The organism is Bacillus sp. B1-WWTP-T-0.5-Post-4, from assembly GCF_009183795.1.
Classification (GTDB): domain Bacteria; phylum Bacillota; class Bacilli; order Bacillales; family Bacillaceae_G; genus Bacillus_A; species Bacillus_A cereus.
This window is the reverse complement of record NZ_WEIJ01000011.1, coordinates 1-22,255: the sequence shown is the minus strand read 5'-3', so window position 1 is coordinate 22,255 and position 22,255 is coordinate 1. Positions and strand designations below refer to the sequence as shown.

Sequence of the window (22,255 nt, the reverse complement as noted above, 5' to 3'; positions counted from 1 at the left end):
CGATTGTACATGTATAAAAAATAGATGTCTTGATTATTTATAAGACACCTATTCGTTATTGTATACAAAAGATAGGGATAAGAAAATGATAAAATTTTACCTAATTACAACATAATGCTTACGATAATTGCAGATAAAATACTAACGAGAGTAGCTCCATATAGTAATTTAAGGCCAAACCTCGCAACAACGTTTCCTTGTTCTTCGTTTAGTCCTTTTACCGCACCTGAAATAATACCAATGGAAGAAAAATTGGCAAAAGATACAAGGAAAACAGAAATAATACCAACTGTACGGGGAGAAAGGCTATTAGAAATTTTACTAAGGTCCATCATTGCGACAAATTCATTCGTTACAAGCTTCGTTGCCATAATGCTGCCAGCCGCGACAATTTCAGAACTGGGTACACCGATAAGGAATGCGATAGGTGCAAATACATAGCCGATTAATTGTTGGAACGTAATACCGAATATAATGAGGAACAGGTCATTAATACAACTAATTAATGCGACGAATCCGATGAGCATAGCGCCGACAACAATGGCTACACGAAAACCATCAAGAATGTATTCTCCAAGCATTTCAAAAAAGCTTTGTTTTTCACCTTTGATTTCTAAAATATCTTCGTCATCTTTAACGTCGTAAGGGTTAATGATGAGTACGATAATAAAACCACTAAATAAATTGAGAACGAGTGCAGTTACTACATATTTAGGTTCAATCATTGTCATATAGGCACCTACGATAGACATAGATACGGTTGACATAGCAGAGGCACAAAGTGTATAAAGACGGTGTTTTGGAATTTGAGCTAATTGTTTTTTCACTGTAATAAAAACTTCTGATTGGCCGACAATGGCAGAGGCAATAGCGTTGTAAGATTCTAATTTACCAAGACCATTTATTTTACTAAGAAAGTACCCGATCCAACGAATAAAAAATGGTAGTATTTTGAAATGTTGTAATATACCAATTAAAACAGAAATAAAGACGATTGGTAATAATACAGTAAGGAAAAATGGCATTTCACCTTTATTTGCAAGACCACCAAATACGAAATTTATTCCATCAGCAGCATACTCGAGTAGCTTGGTAAACAAACTGGAAATGATTCTAATAAGTATGAGGCCGATTTCTGTATTTAATAGTAAATAGGTTAAAATTAACTGTATAATAAGCATGATAAAAATTGGTTTAAATTTAATATGCTTCTTATTATTGCTAGCAATATAAGCGAGCAAGAAAACAACAATTAGTCCGACGAAAAAAGTAATGAATTTCATGGTAAGCCCCCTAAAAGAGATATTCTGCTATATATGTTTTTCATTTCAAGGGAGAATATGCATCTTTGGTAAAGAAAGGAATAGAGAGAGCATGAATATATGTAGATTGCATCACGTTGCAATTATTTGTTCGAATTATGAGACGTCAAAGGATTTTTATACTAGGATATTAGGGTTTAAAGAGATAAATGAAGTATATAGAAAGGAACGAGATTCTTATAAATTAGATTTATGTGTAGGAGAAGAGTATCAAATCGAATTATTTTCATTTCCGAATCCGCCTGAGCGTAAAAGTTTTCCAGAAGCAGCCGGTCTTAGACATTTAGCATTTGCTGTTACAAATATAGAAGAAGCTGTGAAGCATTTAAACCAATGTGGTGTTGAGACGGAACCAATCCGTATTGATGAAATAACGGGGAAGAAATTCGTCTTTTTCCAAGATCCTGATGGTTTACCTTTAGAATTGTATGAGGTTTGAAAATTGGTGGATTTTATATAGAGTTGCTTTCCGATAATTGAAGAAACTAAAGTGAAACTTCTTTTTAAAAGGAGGTGTAACTTTAGCTAAGAAAGCTAAAGAGCATATGTGGATATTTTAAAATTATTGATGGTAGTCATTCTTATTGGGTTAACAGCATTTTTTGTGGCTGTTGAATTTGCAATTATTAAGGTACGTAGCAGTCGTATTGATCAACTCGTTAGCGAAAAAAGACGAGGTGCACTGGCAGCTAAAAAGGTAACTTCAAATTTAGATGAATATTTATCGGCCTGTCAGCTAGGTATTACAATTACTGCTTTAGGGCTTGGGTGGTTAGGGGAACCAACCATTAAACATTTACTCGAGCCGTTGTTTTTAAAATTAAAATTCTCACCTGCAATTTCCAGTACAGTTTCATTTATTATTGCCTTTGCAGTAATTACATTTTTACATGTTGTCATTGGGGAACTTGCTCCAAAGACATTTGCTATACAAAAAGCAGAACAAGTTAGCTTATTGTTATCGAAACCACTTATTTACTTTTACCGAGTTATGTATCCGTTTATTTGGGCTTTGAATGGTTCAGCGAGGGTTGTAACTGGTTTATTCGGATTACATCCAGCTTCTGAACATGAAGTAGCTCATTCAGAAGAAGAATTAAGGTTAATCTTATCTGAGAGCTATGAGAGCGGAGAGATTAACCAAAGGGAATTTAAATATGTAAATAATATTTTTGAATTTGATAATAGAGTAGCAAAAGAAATTATGGTACCTCGTACGGAAGTTGTAGGCTTATATGAGGACGAACCATTTGAAACACATATTAAAGTAATCGCGCAAGAAAAGTACACGAGATATCCTGTATTTGGTGAAGATAAAGATGAAATTATTGGGATGGTTAATGTAAAAGATTTATTTATTCGTTATATGGATGGTAATCGGGATGAGGAGTGCTCGATTATGCCATATACAAGGCCGGTTATTGAAGTGCTAGAAAATATTCCAATTCATGATTTACTATTACAAATGCAAAGAAAACACATTCCATTAGCTGTATTGTATGATGAATATGGTGGTACAGCTGGGATTGTTACACTAGAAGATATTTTAGAAGAAATTGTTGGAGAAATTCGAGATGAATACGATGAAGATGAGAATCCTCCTATAGAGCATGTAAGTGAAGGTTATAAAATCGTAGAGGGAAAAGTGCTTATTAGTGAAGTAAATGATTTGCTTGGCATACATTTAATTGCTGATGATGTAGATACAATTGGTGGCTGGATTATGGTACAAAAACAAATCGTTGCTGAAGGAGATATTATTGAGAAACACGGTTTTTATTTTAAAGTCCTTGAAAAGGATATGCATCAAATTAAACGAGTGGAAATAAGGAAAGTAGAAGAATGATTTTCTATAAACTTTAATAAAAAGGATATACAGAAAAATAAATGTTTGCGCTTTCAAAAAAGGTGCTATATAGTGAAGGTGGATACTGAAAAATTCTTCTGAATGATACTCGTGTTTTTAGAGGGCGGATTTTTTGGATAAGGATTTAGAATGAAAAAGTATAGGTGATAAAAATGATAGCAACGAAGGATATACGTATAGAAAAAGATTTTTTAGGTGAAAAAGAAGTACCAAGTGCAGCTTATTATGGTGTACAAACATTACGTGCCGTAGAAAACTTCCCAATTACAGGATATCGCATTCATCCATCACTCATTACAGCAATGGCAATTGTGAAAAAAGCGGCGGCGCTTGCGAATATAGATACTGGTTACTTAGCTAAAGACATTGGGCATGAAATTGCAGAAGCAGCGCAAGAAATTGTTGATGGAAAGTTTCATGATCAATTTATCGTGGATCCTATTCAAGGTGGAGCCGGAACTTCTATTAATATGAATACAAATGAAGTAATTGCGAATAGAGCGTTAGAACGTATGGGATATGAAAAAGGGGCGTATGCGAAAATTAGCCCAAACACTCATGTGAACATGGCCCAATCAACGAACGATGCGTTTCCAACAGGGATTCATATTGCAACTCTTATGATGTTAGAAAAGCTTCTTATTACAATGGAAGAACTTCATTCTGCTTTTCGTAAAAAAGCAAAAGAGTTTGATCATGTTATTAAAATGGGACGCACACATTTACAAGATGCAGTTCCAATTCGCCTTGGACAAGAATTTGAAGCGTATAGCCGAGTGCTTGCGCGTGATATAAAAAGAATTAAACAGTCTCGTCAACATTTATATGAAGTGAATATGGGCGCGACAGCTGTTGGTACAGGATTAAATGCAAATCCTACGTATATTGAACAAGTGGTAAAACATTTAAGAACGTTTAGTGGATTCCCACTTGTTGGTGCAGAGCATTTAGTTGATGCAACGCAAAATACAGATGCATACACAGAGGTATCTGCAGCACTTAAAGTATGTATGATGAACATGTCTAAAATTGCAAACGATCTTCGTATTATGGCGTCTGGTCCACGTGTTGGGTTAGCTGAAATTCAATTGCCAGCACGTCAGCCAGGTTCATCGATTATGCCAGGAAAAGTAAATCCAGTTATGGCAGAAGTGATTAACCAAGTCGCATTCCAAGTAATCGGAAACGATCATACAATTTGCTTAGCATCAGAAGCAGGACAATTAGAGTTAAACGTAATGGAGCCTGTGCTTGTATTTAATTTAATTCAATCTATTAGTATTATGAATAATGGATTCCGTGTATTCCGTGAATATTGTATTGAAGGAATTACGGCAAATGAAGAATTGCTGAAGCAATATGTTGAGAAAAGTGTTGGAATTATTACAGCAGTTAATCCTCATATTGGTTATGAAGTAGCATCTCGTATTGCACGTGAAGCAATTGAAACAGGGAAATCTGTTAGGGAGTTATGTTTAGAACATGGTGTACTGACAGAAGAGGAATTGGATATTATTTTAGATCCATTCGAAATGACTCACCCTGAAATTGCTGGGGCTTCTTTATTAAAAAATAAAAAAATGTAATGTGAAAAACACCGATCCACTTGGATCGGTGTTTTATTTTTAAAAGATATTAAATACAGCGTTTAATTGAAGTAAGCTAATAACAGCTAAGAAGATTAAACTGTATTTCATTGCTGTTTTAAATAGAGCAGATTCTTTACCAACTAGTCCAACTGCGGCACAAGCAACTGCTACAGATTGTGGTGAAACCATTTTTGCCATTGTACCACCTACTACGTTTAAGGCAACGAGTGTAGAAGGAACGATGTTTAACTGGTCTGCTGTTACTGCTTGAAGTGGTGCGAATAAAGAACCACTTGAAACTACTGAACCTGTAATGAATACGCCAATCCATCCTAAGATTGGAGAAAGAATTGGGAATGCATTACCAGTAGAAGAGAATGCAAGTCCAAGTGTAGATGACATACCAGAGTAGTTCTCTACGTAAGCTAATGCGATAACGCTACAAATTGTATATACTGGAGCTTTTAATTCTTTCATTGTTTCAATCATTAATTCTTTAACCATTTTACCTTTTACGCGGTAAACGATAAGTGAAACGATAATTGCTAGTACAATCGCAGTAGTTGTAGAAGAGAATACATCAAATTTGAAAACAGCTGCGAAAGGTGTATCAGCTTTTGTAATTGGTGTAGTTTTCATAACAGCATTATGAAGACCAGGGAACTGAATGTTAAATACTAAGTTTGCTAACGCACCATCTGGAGCAAATAAAGCTTTAATCGGTTTTAAGTTAAAGATTGTTACAAATGCAGTTAAGAATACGAATGGAGACCAAGCATATAAAATTTGATTGAATGTGTGTGATACTTTAGTTTCTTGTTTTTCTTCTTTAGTAGAAGATTTTGGTTGCCAAACACGTAAGAATAATGCAAGAGAGATCATACTTACAACGGCTGCGAAAATATTAGTAAGTTCTGCGCCTAAGAAGTAAGTTACAGCGAATTGAGTAATAGCGAAAGAAACACCACTTACAAGAATACCTTGCCAAGTTTCTTTAATACCTTTAATTCCATCGACCATTGAAACAAGTAAGAAAGGTAAGATAACACTAATGAAAGGTAAAATAAGAACAGTTTGACGACCAATAGTTAATGCGTCAAGTTGAGTTAATTGTGCTGGTACTGTAACTGGAATACCCATAGCACCCATAGCACCACCAGCAATATTAGCTACTAAACAAATACCTGCTGCTTTTAATGGATTAAAGCCCATACCTACAAGTAGTGCAGCTGTAATAGCAACTGGAACTCCTAGACCAGCTGCGCCTTCTAAGAAAGCACCGAAAGAATAAGCGATTAATAATACTTGTAAACGTTGATCATTTGTAATGCTTGAAATACTATCGCGAATAATATTGAATTGCTCTGTTTTAACAGTTAATTTGTAAAGGAAAATTGCGGCGATAACGATAGTACAAATTGGATAAAATCCAGATAAAACACCGAATCCGGCAGATGCTACAGCTACTGTTGCTGGCATTTTATAAACAAATATTGCAAGGATAATAGCGACAATCACACTATAAAGACCAGCCATGTAACTTTTCATTTTGAATCCCATTAAACAAATGATGAAACAAAAGATTGGAAGTGCTGCGATTAGTGCAGATAACCAAATATTGTTTAATGGGTCATAAATTTGTGTCCAAGTACTCATAATAATGACAACTCCTATCTATTATATGTGAAGAAATTCACATTATTTGTGAAACTATTCACAATCAACTTACATGCTTAGTATATTCTCCTTCAACACTATTGTCAACGTAAAAAAGTATAATTATTCCATAATAGTGTTAAAAGAAAAGCTTTGTTCATAAAGTAGACAAAAAACACACTCAAATGAATTTAAGTGTGCTGTATAAACTATGTGCATATTATTTTGCTTATTCAGATGGCATGTTCCTTATAGGCGTATATTAGATGAAGTCTTTTATATTAAGTATAAAGTTTGATATATGCAATTATCTGTCCTGTTTGATCTAGTGGGGGGAACGGTGAGTGGATTTAATAGGAAGTTTTGCACAACAATCCAACCGCTTGCAATACGAATAAAAAATAAGAAACAAATTTTTAATATCACATCATCTCTTTTTACTGAAAATTCCTTTTAGCGTAACAAAGAGGTTAATTATAGTTCAACTACATTACGATAGGTTATCAATTATAGACGGTATTTTACAATACCGTTACTGTGCATTTCAATGAGGTGAAAATATAACAAAAAGCCTGATAAAACAACGTTTGCAAGCAAAGTATTCGTAGGCCATTATTTTGCTTTTTCGTTATATCATATAGTATAATATTCAAAATCAGCAAGGATTTTTTCCTGAATTTTTGCTGATGAAGATGGAAAAATTTTTCGGCTTTATAGGTTGATAAAGTTATGTCGTAACAGGAAATATAAGAACAGATATATAAATAAATAAAAAGAACATAAAAACGCAAATAAAAACGAAAATGAGGGGAACTTTATGAGCCAAAATCAATTCGAATGTCGTATTTCAGAAGAAGATGTACAAATGTTAAGAGCGTTAGCTCACCCACTTCGCCTACGTCTAGTAATGGAACTTATGCAAAGAGGAACATGTAATGTAACACAGCTACAGGAAGTATTAGAAATTCCACAATCAACTGTTTCACAACATTTAACGAAGTTAAAGCAAAATAAAGTAGTACGCTTTGAAAGACGAGGATTAGAAGTGTATTATCAAATCCATAATGATAAAGTAAGTGCGGTAGTAAAAACATTATTTTCTTAAAATTTGAATATTATGGAAAAAGACGTGTAGAATATACGTCTTTTTTTATTTGTCAGAAAGGTAGCGAGAGAGTAAATATTAGCATGTTAGGAAGAAATGACTATCAATCAACATGCTGCCTTACGGAATATATTCTAAAAGGAAAAGAAAAAATAAAAAGGAGTGTAGTAAGCAAAAGGAGGGATAGTAGTATGGATGTGAAACGTGTGAAACAAATCTTATCTTCTTCAAGTAGAATTGACGTTACATATGAGGGCGTACCAGTATGGATTGAGAGCTGTGATGAGCAGAAGGGGAGTGCTCAAGTGTATGATGTATCTAATCCTGGTGAGAGCGTTCATGTGGACGTGACAGCTTTAGAGGAGAAATAATAAAAAAGACGCTTCTAATTTTAGAAGCGTCTTTTTGTTATTCCATCATACTTGCAACTTTTTTAGAGCATAGAAGAAGTACAAATCCTAAGACGATAACGATAATCCCGATACTTGCAAATACTTCAAGGTATCCTAATGATTGTGTAAAGGAAGCAAGTTTACCAGCTAACCAGTTAGCCATACCTGAACCAGCTAACCATACACCCATTAATAATGATGCTAATTTAACAGGTGCAATTGCACTTACCATAGATAATCCGATTGGTGATAAGAATAGTTCTCCAATTGTATGGAACATATAAGTGATAACGATGAATAATAAGTTTGCTTTAACAGTTATATCAGCTTCACTACTTCCGGTTTTTAGAACCGCTAATGTTAAAACCAGGTAACCTATACCTAGTAAAATCATACCAAATGCCATTTTTGTTGGTATTTTTAAATCGCCACGCTTTGATTTAGAAAGTTTTAACCATAGCATAGATACGAATGGTGCAAGGAGTACGATGAACGCTGGATTAACGGATTGGAACCAAGATGTTGGCACTTCCCATCCGAAAATTGTACGATCAACAAATTTATCTGTATAAAGTGTTAAAGAACTACCAGCTTGTTCAAAGCCTGCCCAGAAGAATACTACGAAACAAGTTAAAATTACAATTGCCCAAGTGCGATTTTTTTCTTGTTTTGTTAAAGGTTTCTTTTCAATTGTAGGTTGATTTTTTGATTTTTTACCGACAACTGTTGTTCCAGCTTTACCAAGGTAGCGAGGAGCTAATAAGTTGAAAACAATTTGCCCAACAATCATACCGATACAAGCTGCTAAGAATCCGTATTTATATCCCATAACCATAACGCCATCAACGCTTGTTTTAAAGAAGTCTTCTGCTAAAAATCCACAAATAAGTGGAGCAAAGAAAGCACCTACGTTAATACCCATATAGAAGATAGTAAATGCACTGTCACGACGTGAATCATTTTCATCATACAATTCACCTAACAGTGTAGAAATATTTGGTTTAAAGAATCCATTACCAATAACTAATAATATTAATCCAAGGAAAAGTCCTGTTTTTGTGTTCATTGAGAATAGTACAAAGTTACCGATTGCCATAATAATTCCGCCGAGAGTAATGGCATGACGTCTTGTAATGTAATGATCAGTTAGCCATCCGCCAAGAATTGGCATGAAATATACTGCTGCTGTAAAATAACCGTATAATTGCACTGCAAATGCCTTATCAAATCCTAACCCGCCACTAACCGCAGCAGTTGTTAAATAAAGAACTAAAAGGCCACGCATTCCATAATAACTAAATCTTTCCCACATTTCTGTTAAGAACAACAAGTACAACCCTGGTGGATGTTTTTTTGGTGATTGTTGCTCTCCAGCTTTGTCTAATTTTAAAGCTGCATCCATTTTTGTTTCCCCCTAATCCTGTATAACGGATATTTATGTAATCATTTTAATTTACAAAATATTTAGAAGTCAATAGAATTATATGGAAATAGAAAGAAAATTTCTAAAAAAGTTCTATTTTTCTTCAACCGTTACTGTATTTTGCCCTGAAAACGAGATGATAAGCGTTTTCAAATGTAATAATTGAATTCTAAAAGAAAATAAAATAGTGATTAATCAGAAAATTTAGATTAAAATATTTATTCTGATATAAAGAAAATATATTCTATTTACTTTCTCAATATAACATATTGGGAATAAAAATACAAAACGAAATAATGTGACATTTAAGTGAATTGAAAAATAACCAGCTCCACAGAAGGGAGCTGGTTAAGGAAATATTATTTAACAAAGCGTTTTTCGATGTCATCTAGTAATAGGTTAGCAGCAATTACACCGCCAGCTGTATTCCAAATAACGTCATCCACTTTGTATGCTTTACCATTTTTTACTGCATTTAAATTTTTAAATAGAGGATCGTTTATATATTCTTTTTCTAGTTCAGATCCTTTTTTCTCATTTCCTTTATCGAATGTGAAGTAGAATAATACGTCACCATCCATAGCAGAAATACGCTCTTTAGATACGTTACGCTCTGCAAAATCATCTTTGTTTTGATCTCCAGGACGTTTAAATCCAAGTTCTTTTAAAATAACACCAGAGAATGTATCGCCATGATAAATACGAACATCACCAGGCATGAAACGAACCATAGAGATTTCTTGATTTACTTTATCGCCAAGTTTGCCTTTTAAATCTTTCATACGTGATTCGTAATCAGCTACAACTTTTTGACCTTCTTTTTCTTTATTTAATGCTTTTGCATAAAATTTGAAGTTATCTTTCCATTCACCACGTAATGTTTCTGAGAACACAGTAGGTGCAATTGCTTTTAATTGTTCGTACACTTTTTCGTGGCGCATTTTGTTACCGATAATTAAGTCTGGTTTTAAAGAAGCGATTGTTTCAACGTTAACTTGTCCTTCATCACCAACAACTTTTACATCTTTCATTTTATCCTTAATATGTGGATACCATGGGTCACCAGTCCAAGACTTTACAGCACCAACTGGTTTCACACCTAATTCAAGTAAAGCTTCAGTTCCTTCATTTGTTAAGATAACTACACGTTTTGGATTAGCAGGAACTTCTGTTTTACCCATTGCATGTTCTACAGTAACCACTTCTTTTTTATTATCTTCTTTTGTAGATTCTTCTTTGTTATTTGATTTTCCACAAGCGCTTAAAAGCATTGAAAATGCTAGTAAAAATACAAATACTGTAAACGATTTCTTCCGCATGAAATTCATTATGTACCCCCTATATGTTGAGAATATTTTTCAATAGCAAGCATGATATTAAGCCTTTATCTTTTGATTGTCAATACATATGGGTGAAAATAATTCTCATTTCCGTTGACAATGAGAATTAAGTTGAAATACACTAACAACGTATCATTATACATTGAAGGGGAAACGCTGCATGTTATTAAAAACAAATCGAGCAAAATGGATTGGATTATTTGTTGGAATCATTGCAGTCGTTATTTGTATTTGGGGAAGTATTATTTTCGGATATACAAATACGAGTTGGAAACTAGCATTGGATGCTTTTTTCCATTTTAACGGTTCCAATGAACATATTATTATTCAAAATGTACGTCTGCCTAGGGCGTTAATTGCAGCTAGTGTTGGTGCTAGTTTAGCCATTGCTGGTTGTCTTATGCAAACTTTAACTAAGAATCCACTTGCTTCTCCAGATTTTATTGGATTAAATTCAGGTGCTGCGTTCTTTATAGTTGTAGCAATTGTAATCTTTTCAGTAACATCATTATCAGCTTTCACATGGATTGCCTTTTTAGGAGCGGCGGTTGCAGCTGTACTTGTATTTGCTTCTAGTTCTTTAGGAAAAGAAGGGACTACTCCTCTTAAGTTAACGTTAGCAGGGGTCGCAATTAGTGCATTATTTTCATCATTAACACAAGGATTACTTGTGTTAAATGAAAAAGCACTTGAAGAGGTATTATTTTGGCTTGCTGGATCTGTGCAAGGGAGAAAGTTAGAAATTTTACAATCTGTATTCCCATATTTATTAATAGGATGGATTGCATCTCTTATGATGGCAGGGAAAGTAAATACATTGATGATGGGAGAAGACGTCGCGAAAGGACTTGGACAACGAACAATTTTAATGAAATCATTCGTGTTACTTATTATTGTACTGTTGTCTGGTGGTTCAGTTGCGGTTGCTGGCCCAATTGGATTTATTGGAATTATTACTCCGCATTTTGCGAGATTTCTTGTTGGAGTTGACCACAGATGGAGAGTGCCTTATAGCGGATTGTTAGGTGCAATACTACTAATATTGGCTGATATAGCAGCAAGATATGTCATTATGCCACAAGAAGTACCAGTAGGAGTTATGACAGCATTTATTGGAGCTCCATTCTTTATTTATATTGCACGTAAGAGAGGGCTTAGCAAATGAAGAAATATATTCCGTTTCGTATAGGAAAAGGTGAGCTCTCGTTTTTAATGTATAAACGAGCTTGTCTCGTCTTGTTAAGTTTACTAGTTGTTTTAATAGGATTATTCTTTGCGAGTGCAGGTATGGGGGACATGAAAATTGCTCCTTATGACGTATGGCAAGCAATTACTGGAAATGGCGATGCGATGTCAAATATGGTTGTAAATAAGTTTCGTATGCCACGTATTTTAATTGCTATCCTCGTAGGAATTGCGCTTGCAGTAGCGGGCTGTATTTTACAAGGGCTCGTTCGAAATCCACTTGCTTCTCCTGATATCATCGGGATTACGGGCGGGGCAAGTGTCGCAGTTGTATTATTTTTAGCGCTATTTAGTGATAAAAATAATGCGCTAACTGTAAGCATTCATTATATGCCGTTAGCAGCTTTTGCAGGAGCAACGATTGTAGCGGTTTTTGTATACTTATTTGCATGGAAAAATGATGGATTATCACCAATTATTCTCGTTTTAATTGGTGTTGGATTTTGGGCATTAACGAAGGCGGCAACAACATTATTTATGTTGTTAGCACCAATTTATCAAGCGAGCCAAGCGAATGTATGGATTACGGGTACCGTTTATGGCTCTTCTTGGCAAAATGTTATGGTACTTGCACCTTGGGTTCTCATTTTAACAGTAATATCATTTATCGCAGCTAGGCATTTAAATGCACAAGAGCTAGGGGATGATATAGCGGTAGGACTTGGGGTTCCTTTAACAAAGTCGCGTGTATTTATGTTATTACTTAGTACAGCTTTAATTGGTGGTGCGGTAGCTTTTGCTGGAGGGATTGGATTTGTCGGTTTAATGGCACCACATATTTCACGAAGATTAGTTGGTTCTTTATACGGTGCATTGCTCCCAGTTGCAGCTATTGTCGGTGCAATTCTAGTACTTGCTGCAGATTTAATAGGGCGTACAATTTTCACACCACTTGAAATTCCAGCAGGGGTATTTACATCAGCAATTGGTGCACCTTATTTCATTTATTTACTTTATAAAAGTCGGAATTCATAAAGGGAGATGAATATGCAAAAAGCATTGGAGACGAAACGCTTGACGTTGTCTTATGGTGAAACAATTATTATTGATGAGCTGAACTTAGAAATTCCAAAAGGAGAAATTACAATTTTTATTGGTTCTAACGGTTGCGGGAAATCAACTTTATTACGTTCACTAGCCAGATTATTAAAGCCAACAAATGGTGATATTTTGTTAGATAATCAAGCAATTCAAAGTATGCAAACGAAGCAAATTGCTCGTCAAATGGCGATTTTACCGCAAGGGCCACAAGCACCAGAAGGACTTACAGTATTACAACTTGTAAAGCAAGGGCGTTATCCATATCAAACATGGCTGAAGCAATGGTCAGAAAAAGACGAGGAAATGGTACAGAAGGCACTTGCAGCAACAGGTATGACAGAATTTGCTGAGCGTGATGTGCATGCCCTTTCAGGTGGACAACGTCAACGTGCTTGGATCGCAATGACGCTTGCACAAGATACAGATATTATTTTACTGGATGAGCCTACTACATATTTAGATATGACTCACCAAATTGAAGTGCTAGATTTATTATTCGAATTAAATGAAATAGAACAAAGAACAATTGTTATGGTATTACATGATCTGAATTTAGCATGCCGCTATGCAGATAACATTGTAGCAATTCAAGATAAACAAATATATGCACAAGGTAAACCTGAAGAAGTGGTAGATGAGAAACTAGTACGTGATGTATTCCGAATGGAGTGTCAAATTAGTACGGATCCGTTGTTTGGAACACCGCTTTGTATCCCTCACGGAAGAGGAAGACGTGTAGTTAAAGAAGTTGCTCAGGCAATGAGATAAAAAAACGATGAGTGATTCATCGTTTTTTTTATTTGGTACAAGAAAATAAGAGGAAGAGAGGAATACGTAAGCGACGTTTATACTCTTCTTCATCTTGAAAATAGGTTGGATTTGGTGTAGCTTCTTTTAATAATGTAATGGTAAATCCGGCTTGCTGTAATAATGTGAAATACTCTTCCGTTGTACGATGATATTTAATAACTTCTTGGTCAATCCATGGTTCAACCCGTTTGCCTAGTTTAAAGTAATCATCGACGAGCCAACTCGTTCTTTTACCACTTGTTTGTAAGCTTTCAAATGAAGAAGTAATAACGGGATGTTGAACGCTAAAGGTAAAGGTGCCATTTGTTTTTAAAGTTTGAAATACATTTTGAAAAATAGTATCAAGATGTTCAATATAATGTAAGGCGAGTCTAGATGTTACTAAATCAAAAGTGGAAGAGGGGTAGGTATAATCTTTGAGGTTTAAAAAATGAACAGATCCATTTTTATTTTCTAGTTGTTTTTTAGCTTTTTCATACATAAGTTCGGAGCCTTCAATGCCGGTGTAAGAGTAGCATCCCTTCTCTAATAATTCCGCGCCAAACTTAGCATCACCACAGCCTAAATCGAGAATTTGTTTTCCTTGTACATGACCAATGAGCTGAAAGAATACTGGTTTTTCAATGGATTCATTTGGGCTATTTTCTCGGTATCTTCGTTTCATATATTGTTCGAAAAATGCTGTGTTATTGTATACATCAGATTCTGTAAATGCCATGTTTGAAACCTCCCGAAATATTTTTTAATTCTATCAAATATGAAAAGTAAATGATAGATTTATTGTAATGAATCATATATAATCTAGAATTGTAAGCGGTTACTTTAAACTATTTTTCTATAATAAATTCTGAAAACGTGTTAAGCTAGTAGAGGGATTATTAGAACTATTAAGACAATAATCCGCTTACATGAACGATGGGAGGCTTCACGATGTCTAGTAAAACACTTGCGAAATTTTTAGAAGAAAATTTAGAGGATTTAAAATCAAAGGGGCTTTATAACGTAATTGATCCGCTTGAGAGTTCAAATGGACCAATCATTACAATTGGCGGAAAAGAATATATTAACTTATCTTCAAACAACTATCTTGGATTAGCAACAGATAGCCGTTTGCAAGAAGCAGCAATTGGTGCTATTCATAAGTACGGTGTTGGAGCAGGGGCTGTTCGTACAATTAACGGTACTTTAGATTTGCATATTAAGTTAGAAGAAACAATTGCAAAGTTTAAACATACAGAAGCAGCAATTGCTTATCAATCAGGATTTAACTGTAATATGGCAGCGATTTCAGCTGTTATGGATAAAAATGATGCAATTCTTTCAGACGAATTAAACCATGCTTCTATTATTGATGGTAGTCGTCTATCAAAAGCAAAAATTATTGTTTATAAACATTCGGATATGGAAGATTTACGCCAAAAAGCAATTGCGGCGAAAGAATCAGGTCTTTACAATAAATTAATGGTAATTACAGACGGTGTCTTTTCAATGGATGGAGATGTTGCAAAACTACCAGAAATTGTTGAGATTGCAGAAGAGTTAGATTTAATGACATACGTAGATGATGCACACGGTTCAGGTGTACTTGGAAAAGGTGCAGGAACTGTAAAGCACTTCGGTCTTTCTGATAAAGTTGATTTCCAAATTGGTACATTATCAAAAGCAATTGGGGTAATTGGTGGATATGTAGCAGGGAAACAAAATTTAATTGACTGGTTAAAAGTTCGTTCACGTCCATTCTTATTCTCTACAGCATTAACACCAGCTGATGCAGCAGCTTGCATGAGATCAATTGAAATCTTAATGGAAAGCACAGAGTTACACGATCGCTTATGGGAAAATGGTCGCTACTTAAAACAAGGATTAAAAGAACTTGGCTTTAACATTGGGGAAAGTGAAACGCCAATTACACCTTGTATCATTGGGGATGAAGTATTAACACAAGAATTTAGTAAACGTCTAAATGAAGAAGGTGTATACGCAAAATCTATCGTGTTCCCAACTGTAGCAAAAGGAACAGGGCGCGTTCGTAATATGCCTACAGCAGCTCATACGAAAGAAATGTTAGATGAAGCAATTCTTAAGTATGAAAAAGTAGGAAAAGAAATGGGCATCATTTAAGTAACGACATCTTTTGAATAGCTTGCAAATGAGGAGTGGGGAAAATGAAAAAAATTCTAGTAACCGGTTCTTTAGGGCAAATTGGTTCTGAACTAGTAATGAAACTTCGTGATGTATACGGCGCATCAAATGTTATTGCAACAGATATTCGTGAAACAGATAGTGAAGTAGTAACGTCTGGTCCATTTGAAACGTTAGATGTAACAGATGGACAAAAACTACATGATATCGCAAAGCGTAATGAAGTAGATACAATTATTCATTTAGCAGCTTTACTTTCAGCAACAGCAGAAAAAAATCCGTTATTTGCATGGAATTTAAATATGGGTGGACTTGTAAATGCTCTAGAAGCAGCTCGTGAATTAAACTGTAAGTTCTTCACGCCAAGTTCTATCGGTGCATTTGGTCCATCAACGCCAAAAGATAATACACCGCAAGATACAATTCAGCGTCCTACTACGATGTATGGGGTAAACAAAGTGGCAGGAGAATTACTGTGTGATTATTATCATCAAAAATTTGGCGTAGATACGCGCGGTGTCCGTTTCCCAGGTTTAATTTCTTACGTAGCGCCTCCAGGAGGCGGAACGACTGATTATGCAGTTGAAATTTATTATGAGGCGATTAAAAAAGGTGCATACACCTCATACATTGCTGAAGGAACATATATGGACATGATGTATATGCCTGATGCTTTACAAGCGATCATTTCATTAATGGAAGCTGATCCAAGTAAGCTAGTGCATAGAAATGCATTTAACATTACAGCAATGAGCTTCGAGCCAGAGCAAATTGCAGCGTCAATTCGTAAACACATTCCGACGTTTACAATGGATTATGCAGTAGATCCAGCTCGTCAAACAATTGCTGATAGCTGGCCGAACTCTATTGACGCAACAGCAGCAATGAAAGAGTGGGGCTTTAAAGTAGAATACGATTTAGACAAAATGACAACTGACATGCTGGCTAAGTTAAAAAAAAAGCTCACAGCTGAGTTAGTGATGAATTAATAGGAAGAGTCGATTCTTAGGAATCGGCTCTTCATTATTTTTGGGAGGAGAGAAGTCTTATGCAAAGAGTTGATGTCGTATACGCACTAATACATGACGAAGAAACAGATAAAATATTAATGGTACATAATGTAGAACAAAACGTTTGGTCATTGCCAGGTGGGGCTGTGGAAAAAGGTGAAATATTAGAGGAAGCACTAATAAGAGAAGTGAAAGAAGAGACAGGTTTAACCGCCTTGGCTGGGGGGCTTGTTGCGATCAATGAAAAATTCTTTGAAGAATCAGGGAATCATGCACTATTTTTTACATTCCGAGCGAATGTAGTAAAAGGGGAACTTATTGCGGAAGATGAAGGTGAAATTTCTGCAATAGAGTGGGTAGATCGAACAATTGCGAATGAGCGTTTCCCATACTATGACGGAGGATTTGAATCTTTATTAGAAGTAGCCATTCCATACAAGTTTCAACCAGAAACAAAGTAATTGAACGAAAAAACAGGAGCCACAAGGCTCCTATTTTCTATTCAATCGTCTTCAGTAATAGTTTTTTCAGCAATGGTTTAATCTTCAATCGTAAATCTTCAGCATGATTTGCAACTAAGAAGTGATGGTTATAAATGTTTTTCATCAATTGATAAGTTGCTTCTTTCGCTTCGCCTTCTTCGATGAAGATACCGATTACTTCCATACCACTTTTACGCGCGAGTTTAACAGCTTCATGCGTATCTAAAATTCCGTCTTGTTGATAGTCTAGCGCAGAAGGCTCACCGTCTGTGAAGACTAGTAAGAATTTATGTTTCTCAGGTCTTTTGGCAAGTTTTTCAGAAACGATACGAATAATATATCCGTCGCGGTTATCTTCTTCTTCACGAAGTTGCATAATTTCTGGACCAACGTTTGGCAACGTTGAGTTTTTATAATTTACAACTTCATGGATAACGTTCGGCTTATCTTCAGGTTTAGCGCTAGAGGCATCTTCCCAAAATCCGCTAATAGCGTGCGGGATTTTTAAAGACTTTAAAGCTTCATGGAATAGTACAACACTCTTCTTCGTTTCTTCCATTTTGTTATACATAGAACCAGAACAGTCAACTAATAGTTGGAATGCAACATCGAGTTCTTGTGACTCTTGTCCTTTTTTATAAAACATACGCGGTTGTTTTTCGGTATAAATACGAAGGAATTTCTTACGAAGTCTTCCGTAATATTTATCACTATTCGCATTCGTTTTATTTTCAATTGTTTTTTCGATAATTTTCTTTAATTCTTTTACATCTTTATTGACGACTGATTTGATAGCTTGGTAATCTTTTTTCTCATCTGAGTTTGGTTTGCGAGCTTCTTTAAATGTATGAGAAGCACCTACATTATACTTACCGTATGCACCGTCGTGCTGGCTAGAAGCGTGTGAAGCCCTTGCTTCTTCTGTATCAGCGCCATCAAAGTTGGATTGTGTACTTTTTTGTGAAGTACCTTGTACAGAACCAAGTGCTTGGTCGCCATCTTCTGATTCACGGGCAGTATCACCCATCATATTAGTTTTTGTTCCGCTTTCTAATTCAAAGCGTAAAAAGTTCTCGTTTTCGTTATTTTTATTTTCACGATGCCATGTGGAGAAACTTTCATCCATTTTGTTTTTATTTTCATCGTCATCTATAAGCTGCGTATCATCATTTGCTAAATCTTCGACGCGACAGTTCTTTTCGTCTGCAAGGACAGATAAGTAAAGTGGAGCATGTCCGAAATAGTTGTTAAGCATATCGCTTTCAAGAAGCGCCTCTAAGCGATAGCGAATTTTCTCAACGATATACATAATATCTTCTGTATTACGTGCTTGGAATGTTTCATGTAAAATCGCTTCAATTTGCTCAAAATATTCATTATTAAACATTTCGTATTTATCGCTAGTTAATGAAAGATAGCATAGGCAAAATAGACGATCACCGTGATAATTACGAACACGGTTTATTTCATTTTGAGAGCCGAAATAATTGCGGTACATTTCTTTTCGACGTTTAAAAACATGCTTCGTGCCAGGACGTAAGTTCTTTACGATTTCCTCAACGCGTAAATCTTCTAATAGAACAAATAATTGTGTTAAAAACTTTTTTAGGGGCGATTCTTGCAATTCAATCGCATAAGAACGAATTAAAGTCATGTCCGAGTAATGTTTATTACCAAGTGCTTTTAAGAACACTTCGCTTTTTAATCCGATTACTGTATCTTCTTCTTTTCGATCATCCCAAAAGTGACTAATGACAACTTTCTTTTCAATTTCGTCGTAGTATGCTTTATAGCCATATTCAAGATAGGCATCGTCTTCTTTTAGAAGGGCATACATTAAGTTTTCCATTTGTAGAAACAGCGACGCATCAATTTTTTTGTCACTAAAAATTTGTCTCATAAATTATCCCTCAAAGAAATAACTTTCTGCTAATTCACGGACAGTCATTTGTTCTGTTTCATCATTAAGTTTTGCAATTATGCTTCGTTCAATCGCTCGCATAACAGGAATATATACACCTAAATCACATGCGTCGATAATACCACGAATACTTGCTGCTTCTTCACTTACACGTCCATCGCGAGCTAAAGGCATAAGGTCGCTTGCAAAGGCAACAAACTTTTCAATTGTTGCAACATCATTTAATTTTGATTCTGCTAATAATAGTTCTTTTAATGTATCACCTTGAATGTAAGGAACTTCAATAATAACGAAACGGTTTTTTAACGCTTCATTTAGTTCACTTGTTCCAACGTAACCTTCGTTAATCGCAGCAATTACACGGTATTCGTCATCACCGTATACAACCTCTTGTGTAAATGGGTTTGTAATCATTTTACGGTAATCTAATGCGCCGTGAAGAAGTGGTAACGTTTCAGGTTTTGCCATATTGATTTCGTCAATATATAGGAAGTGACCGTTCTTCATTGCTTTCATAAGAGGACCGTTAACGAATGAAACTTCAGATGCACCATCTTTCGTTTGTAGTGTGTTGTATCCTAAAATACCCTCTACATCTAAGTCGACAGAGCAGTTAATGCTATGCATTGGTTTTTGGAATAAAGAAGAAAGAGTTTCCGCTAGTACTGTTTTACCACTACCAGTCGGTCCTTTTAATAGAATGTTCTTGCCAAGAAGAAGTGCTGTAATCGCATCTTCAATAATGCTATTATCAGACGCTTTATATATTTTCGTTCCGATTAAATGTGCATTTTCACCAGCTTCTTGTTTATTCTTTTCATGAATCGTAGAAAGCTGTTGTTTTAAATCAGCATGTATATGAAATTGTTCTAACATGTATTTCCCACCTAACATTATTTTCATAAAGTAATACATCTTATGATAACTTGTTTTAATATGGTATGCAAAGAAAAGGAAGGAGGATAAAGGGAAAAGAAAAAGCAATCAAGATGAAGTTGATTGCCTACAGTAAAGGAGAAATGAGCCTCATGAAAGACTCCAATATGCGTTTTTTTATACTTCTTTTTTGGAAAGAGTTCCATTTAATTTCAGTTGAATGTTTAAAATCTTCTTCAAAATCACGTTTAATGTCGTGAACTGTTTTTGATTCATAAAGCACGCTAATAATTTCGTAATTCAATTCAAAGCTACGTACATCCATGTTCGCTGTTCCAATAGTTGCAATTGTATCATCAACGAGTACAATTTTTGCATGCATAAAACCATCTTTATAACTGTAAATAGAAGCACCAGCTTTTAAAAGCGGAGTGAAATAGGATTGAGATGCTTGATCACTAATGATGCTATCACTTTTACCTGGATATAAAATCCGTACATCTATTCCGGCAATTGCACTTAAGCGTAATAATGTTAAAGTTTCTTGATCTGGAATAAAGTAGGGTGTAGCGATCCAAATGGATTTTTTTGCAGAGCCCATAACAGCTAATAATGTATTACGAATACTTTTATCATCGGAGCTTGGTCCGCTTGCTACGATTTGAACAGCACCTTCTGCATTTGAAATCTCTTTACCTGGGAAGTATTGTCTATTCATGAATTGATCCCAGGAATAAGTATTTAAACCACTAGAGGCATAGAGCCAGTCTTCTAGAAAGATTGCTTGTAATTTATATAATGCTTTTCCTTCTATTTTTAAATGACTATCACGCCAAACAGGAAATTTCTTGGAACGGCCAAGATATTCATCACCGACATTGAGTCCTCCGGTAAAACCAATTTTTCCATCTACAATAACAATTTTTCGATGGTTACGATAATTGACAGTTTCAAGTAACCAAGCTGAAAAAATAGGGTCAAATTCTACAATTTCAATCCCAGCTTCTTTCATAGGTTGCAAAAATCGTCGTCGTAACGTATTACTTCCAAGGCCATCATAAAGGAAGCGTACAATAACACCATCTTTTGCTTTTTGTATTAAAGCATCTCGAACTTTTGTACCAATTTCATCAGATTTATAAATGTAGTATTGAATATGTATATGATGCTTTGCCTGCTCTATAGCTCGCAAAATTTCTGAAAATGTTTGATCTCCGTTTGTTAAAAGTTTTGTAGTTGTTTTATCTGCGGCAGGACCACCTCCAAATTTTTGTATGACTTCTGTTAAATGTATGGAACGTTCATTTAGTGGGACTGTGAGTAATAACTCTAGTCTTCTTCCTTCTAATATTTCACGGAATAATTTTCTTTGTTCTTCTGAACGATGGAGATGTTTTTTTCTTCTCCAGCGGCTGCGCCCGAAAATAGCGTATAATAGCACACCTATAATAGGAAGAAGTGCTAATACTAAAAACCATGCTAACGTACTTTGTGGAGATCTATTTTCTATAAAAATAACGAATGAAATTCCTACGATTGTGATGGACCATAGAGCACCGACAAATGTATATAACGAGATATACGATGTATTTAATAGGAACAGAACGATAGATACAATTGTAAATATTAATAGTAATTGAACGATAGGCTTCTTCATTTCTATATAATTCCCCTAATCTTTTTTCAATATAGACTTCTTAAATAGAAGATGTAATATGACATCTTTATTATAAGGTGTTTTGCTTTTTTTACAAAATATAGACATTTCACCTATACTTTCCGCATTTGTCCTACATACAGTGTACTATCCCATTTTTTATCCCACTCTTAACGCATATGAAAATGAAAAAATCGAAAAGGAGCGGAGAAACATGAATTATATAGAAAATAATGGATTGTATTATCGAAATCATCATGGAGGACACAATCATGGTGGGCACAATCATAACGGTGGACATCATCACCATGGAGGACACAATCACTATGATCACCATCACCATCATCATCACGGAGGCGGATGGGGCTGGGGTGGTG

19 protein-coding genes and 1 pseudogene are annotated in these 22,255 nt (G+C 35.2%); 12 read left to right on the top strand and 8 right to left on the bottom strand.

The window, feature by feature from the left end:
* Window positions 1-104: 104 nt before the first annotated feature.
* The gene (locus tag GBN91_RS24140) at window positions 105-1,283 is read right to left on the bottom strand and encodes a NupC/NupG family nucleoside CNT transporter (RefSeq protein ID WP_006925013.1); all 1,179 of its coding nucleotides are present in this window, start codon (window positions 1,281-1,283) and stop codon (window positions 105-107) included.
* 91 nt (window positions 1,284-1,374) lie between these two features.
* Here GBN91_RS24140 and gloA2 point away from each other — a divergent pair, with 91 nt between their 5' ends.
* The 3 genes from gloA2 (at window position 1,375) to aspA (ending at window position 4,775) form a co-directional block, all read left to right on the top strand.
* Complete coding sequence (gloA2, locus tag GBN91_RS24135; RefSeq protein WP_152122547.1) at window positions 1,375-1,761, top strand: SMU1112c/YaeR family gloxylase I-like metalloprotein; 387 nt, start codon at window positions 1,375-1,377, stop codon at window positions 1,759-1,761.
* Window positions 1,762-1,869: 108 nt separating this feature from the next.
* Complete coding sequence (locus GBN91_RS24130; protein WP_000353314.1) at window positions 1,870-3,168, top strand: hemolysin family protein; 1,299 nt, start codon at window positions 1,870-1,872, stop codon at window positions 3,166-3,168.
* 173 nt (window positions 3,169-3,341) lie between these two features.
* Complete coding sequence (gene aspA, locus GBN91_RS24125; protein WP_000562131.1) at window positions 3,342-4,775, top strand: aspartate ammonia-lyase; 1,434 nt, start codon at window positions 3,342-3,344, stop codon at window positions 4,773-4,775.
* 39 nt (window positions 4,776-4,814) lie between these two features.
* Here aspA and GBN91_RS24120 read toward each other — a convergent pair whose 3' ends face one another.
* Window positions 4,815-6,434 (bottom strand): L-lactate permease, encoded by a 1,620-nt coding sequence (locus GBN91_RS24120; protein WP_000109103.1) that lies wholly within the window; start codon window positions 6,432-6,434, stop codon window positions 4,815-4,817.
* An 817-nt stretch (window positions 6,435-7,251) separates the two neighbouring features.
* Between GBN91_RS24120 and GBN91_RS24115 the strand changes: the two genes are divergently transcribed.
* Both GBN91_RS24115 and GBN91_RS24110 read left to right on the top strand, forming a co-directional pair.
* Entirely contained in the window at window positions 7,252-7,539 is a 288-nt protein-coding gene (locus tag GBN91_RS24115) for an ArsR/SmtB family transcription factor (RefSeq protein ID WP_000081428.1), read from the top strand.
* A 191-nt stretch (window positions 7,540-7,730) separates the two neighbouring features.
* Entirely contained in the window at window positions 7,731-7,910 is a 180-nt protein-coding gene (locus tag GBN91_RS24110; RefSeq protein ID WP_000382679.1) for an acid-soluble spore protein H, read from the top strand.
* A 37-nt stretch (window positions 7,911-7,947) separates the two neighbouring features.
* Here GBN91_RS24110 and GBN91_RS24105 read toward each other — a convergent pair whose 3' ends face one another.
* Together GBN91_RS24105 and GBN91_RS24100 are read right to left on the bottom strand one after the other, a co-directional pair.
* The gene (locus GBN91_RS24105; RefSeq protein WP_000338327.1) at window positions 7,948-9,333 is read right to left on the bottom strand and encodes a peptide MFS transporter; all 1,386 of its coding nucleotides are present in this window, start codon (window positions 9,331-9,333) and stop codon (window positions 7,948-7,950) included.
* Window positions 9,334-9,713: 380 nt separating this feature from the next.
* Window positions 9,714-10,682, bottom strand: coding sequence for an ABC transporter substrate-binding protein (locus tag GBN91_RS24100; RefSeq protein WP_001010276.1), 969 nt, complete (start codon window positions 10,680-10,682; stop codon window positions 9,714-9,716).
* 172 nt (window positions 10,683-10,854) lie between these two features.
* Here GBN91_RS24100 and GBN91_RS24095 point away from each other — a divergent pair, with 172 nt between their 5' ends.
* Genes GBN91_RS24095 through GBN91_RS24085 form a run of 3 tightly spaced genes read left to right on the top strand, consistent with a single transcriptional unit; the run spans window position 10,855 to window position 13,748 of the window.
* Window positions 10,855-11,859 carry a FecCD family ABC transporter permease gene (locus GBN91_RS24095; protein ID WP_000925232.1) on the top strand — a complete coding sequence of 335 codons (1,005 nt, stop codon included), beginning with the start codon at window positions 10,855-10,857 and terminating at the stop codon, window positions 11,857-11,859.
* The gene (locus tag GBN91_RS24090) at window positions 11,856-12,914 is read left to right on the top strand and encodes a FecCD family ABC transporter permease (protein WP_000760056.1); all 1,059 of its coding nucleotides are present in this window, start codon (window positions 11,856-11,858) and stop codon (window positions 12,912-12,914) included. Before GBN91_RS24095 ends, GBN91_RS24090 begins: the two co-directional genes overlap by 4 nt.
* Window positions 12,915-12,926: 12 nt before the next feature.
* On the top strand, window positions 12,927-13,748 hold the full coding sequence (locus GBN91_RS24085; protein WP_033695236.1) for an ABC transporter ATP-binding protein: 822 nt from the start codon (window positions 12,927-12,929) through the stop codon (window positions 13,746-13,748).
* Between the two features lie 28 nt (window positions 13,749-13,776).
* Here GBN91_RS24085 and GBN91_RS24080 read toward each other — a convergent pair whose 3' ends face one another.
* Window positions 13,777-14,508: a class I SAM-dependent DNA methyltransferase gene (locus tag GBN91_RS24080; protein WP_152122545.1), complete on the bottom strand. Its 732-nt coding sequence runs from the start codon at window positions 14,506-14,508 to the stop codon at window positions 13,777-13,779.
* A gap of 212 nt (window positions 14,509-14,720) precedes the next feature.
* Here GBN91_RS24080 and GBN91_RS24075 point away from each other — a divergent pair, with 212 nt between their 5' ends.
* The 3 genes from GBN91_RS24075 to GBN91_RS24065 are packed head-to-tail and all read left to right on the top strand — an operon-like array spanning window position 14,721 to window position 17,403.
* Window positions 14,721-15,911 carry a glycine C-acetyltransferase gene (locus tag GBN91_RS24075; protein ID WP_000095905.1) on the top strand — a complete coding sequence of 397 codons (1,191 nt, stop codon included), beginning with the start codon at window positions 14,721-14,723 and terminating at the stop codon, window positions 15,909-15,911.
* 44 nt (window positions 15,912-15,955) lie between these two features.
* On the top strand, window positions 15,956-16,921 hold the full coding sequence (locus tag GBN91_RS24070; RefSeq protein ID WP_152122543.1) for an L-threonine 3-dehydrogenase: 966 nt from the start codon (window positions 15,956-15,958) through the stop codon (window positions 16,919-16,921).
* Window positions 16,922-16,980: 59 nt separating this feature from the next.
* A complete protein-coding gene (locus GBN91_RS24065; protein WP_001189940.1) occupies window positions 16,981-17,403 on the top strand; it encodes an NUDIX hydrolase in 423 nt (140 codons plus the stop codon).
* A 37-nt stretch (window positions 17,404-17,440) separates the two neighbouring features.
* Here GBN91_RS24065 and GBN91_RS24060 read toward each other — a convergent pair whose 3' ends face one another.
* The 3 genes from GBN91_RS24060 to GBN91_RS24050 all read right to left on the bottom strand — a co-directional run bounded on the left by GBN91_RS24060 (window position 17,441) and on the right by GBN91_RS24050 (window position 21,878).
* On the bottom strand, window positions 17,441-19,324 hold the full coding sequence (locus GBN91_RS24060; RefSeq protein ID WP_001248851.1) for a vWA domain-containing protein: 1,884 nt from the start codon (window positions 19,322-19,324) through the stop codon (window positions 17,441-17,443).
* A gap of 3 nt (window positions 19,325-19,327) precedes the next feature.
* Window positions 19,328-20,221 carry an ATP-binding protein gene (locus GBN91_RS24055; protein WP_000892973.1) on the bottom strand — a complete coding sequence of 298 codons (894 nt, stop codon included), beginning with the start codon at window positions 20,219-20,221 and terminating at the stop codon, window positions 19,328-19,330.
* A gap of 127 nt (window positions 20,222-20,348) precedes the next feature.
* Window positions 20,349-21,878 (bottom strand): cardiolipin synthase, encoded by a 1,530-nt coding sequence (locus tag GBN91_RS24050; RefSeq protein WP_000743031.1) that lies wholly within the window; start codon window positions 21,876-21,878, stop codon window positions 20,349-20,351.
* A gap of 214 nt (window positions 21,879-22,092) precedes the next feature.
* On the opposite strand from GBN91_RS24050, the pseudogene GBN91_RS24045 reads away from it, so the two are divergent.
* Window positions 22,093-22,255: pseudogene (locus tag GBN91_RS24045) on the top strand (cobalt transporter); the annotation flags it as partial.

What these genes read in the sequence shown, in the direction of transcription:
- GBN91_RS24140 (WP_006925013.1), bottom strand. Translation starts at nt 1,283, where the DNA reads ATGAAATTCATTACTTTTTTCGTCGGACTAATTGTTGTTTTCTTGCTC.
- gloA2 (WP_152122547.1), top strand. Translation starts at nt 1,375, where the DNA reads ATGAATATATGTAGATTGCATCACGTTGCAATTATTTGTTCGAATTAT.
- aspA (WP_000562131.1), top strand. Translation starts at nt 3,342, where the DNA reads ATGATAGCAACGAAGGATATACGTATAGAAAAAGATTTTTTAGGTGAA.
- GBN91_RS24120 (WP_000109103.1), bottom strand. Translation starts at nt 6,434, where the DNA reads ATGAGTACTTGGACACAAATTTATGACCCATTAAACAATATTTGGTTA.
- GBN91_RS24115 (WP_000081428.1), top strand. Translation starts at nt 7,252, where the DNA reads ATGAGCCAAAATCAATTCGAATGTCGTATTTCAGAAGAAGATGTACAA.
- GBN91_RS24110 (WP_000382679.1), top strand. Translation starts at nt 7,731, where the DNA reads ATGGATGTGAAACGTGTGAAACAAATCTTATCTTCTTCAAGTAGAATT.
- GBN91_RS24105 (WP_000338327.1), bottom strand. Translation starts at nt 9,333, where the DNA reads ATGGATGCAGCTTTAAAATTAGACAAAGCTGGAGAGCAACAATCACCA.
- GBN91_RS24100 (WP_001010276.1), bottom strand. Translation starts at nt 10,682, where the DNA reads ATGAATTTCATGCGGAAGAAATCGTTTACAGTATTTGTATTTTTACTA.
- GBN91_RS24095 (WP_000925232.1), top strand. Translation starts at nt 10,855, where the DNA reads ATGTTATTAAAAACAAATCGAGCAAAATGGATTGGATTATTTGTTGGA.
- GBN91_RS24090 (WP_000760056.1), top strand. Translation starts at nt 11,856, where the DNA reads ATGAAGAAATATATTCCGTTTCGTATAGGAAAAGGTGAGCTCTCGTTT.
- GBN91_RS24085 (WP_033695236.1), top strand. Translation starts at nt 12,927, where the DNA reads ATGCAAAAAGCATTGGAGACGAAACGCTTGACGTTGTCTTATGGTGAA.
- GBN91_RS24080 (WP_152122545.1), bottom strand. Translation starts at nt 14,508, where the DNA reads ATGGCATTTACAGAATCTGATGTATACAATAACACAGCATTTTTCGAA.
- GBN91_RS24075 (WP_000095905.1), top strand. Translation starts at nt 14,721, where the DNA reads ATGTCTAGTAAAACACTTGCGAAATTTTTAGAAGAAAATTTAGAGGAT.
- GBN91_RS24070 (WP_152122543.1), top strand. Translation starts at nt 15,956, where the DNA reads ATGAAAAAAATTCTAGTAACCGGTTCTTTAGGGCAAATTGGTTCTGAA.
- GBN91_RS24065 (WP_001189940.1), top strand. Translation starts at nt 16,981, where the DNA reads ATGCAAAGAGTTGATGTCGTATACGCACTAATACATGACGAAGAAACA.
- GBN91_RS24060 (WP_001248851.1), bottom strand. Translation starts at nt 19,324, where the DNA reads ATGAGACAAATTTTTAGTGACAAAAAAATTGATGCGTCGCTGTTTCTA.
- GBN91_RS24055 (WP_000892973.1), bottom strand. Translation starts at nt 20,221, where the DNA reads ATGTTAGAACAATTTCATATACATGCTGATTTAAAACAACAGCTTTCT.
- GBN91_RS24050 (WP_000743031.1), bottom strand. Translation starts at nt 21,878, where the DNA reads ATGAAGAAGCCTATCGTTCAATTACTATTAATATTTACAATTGTATCT.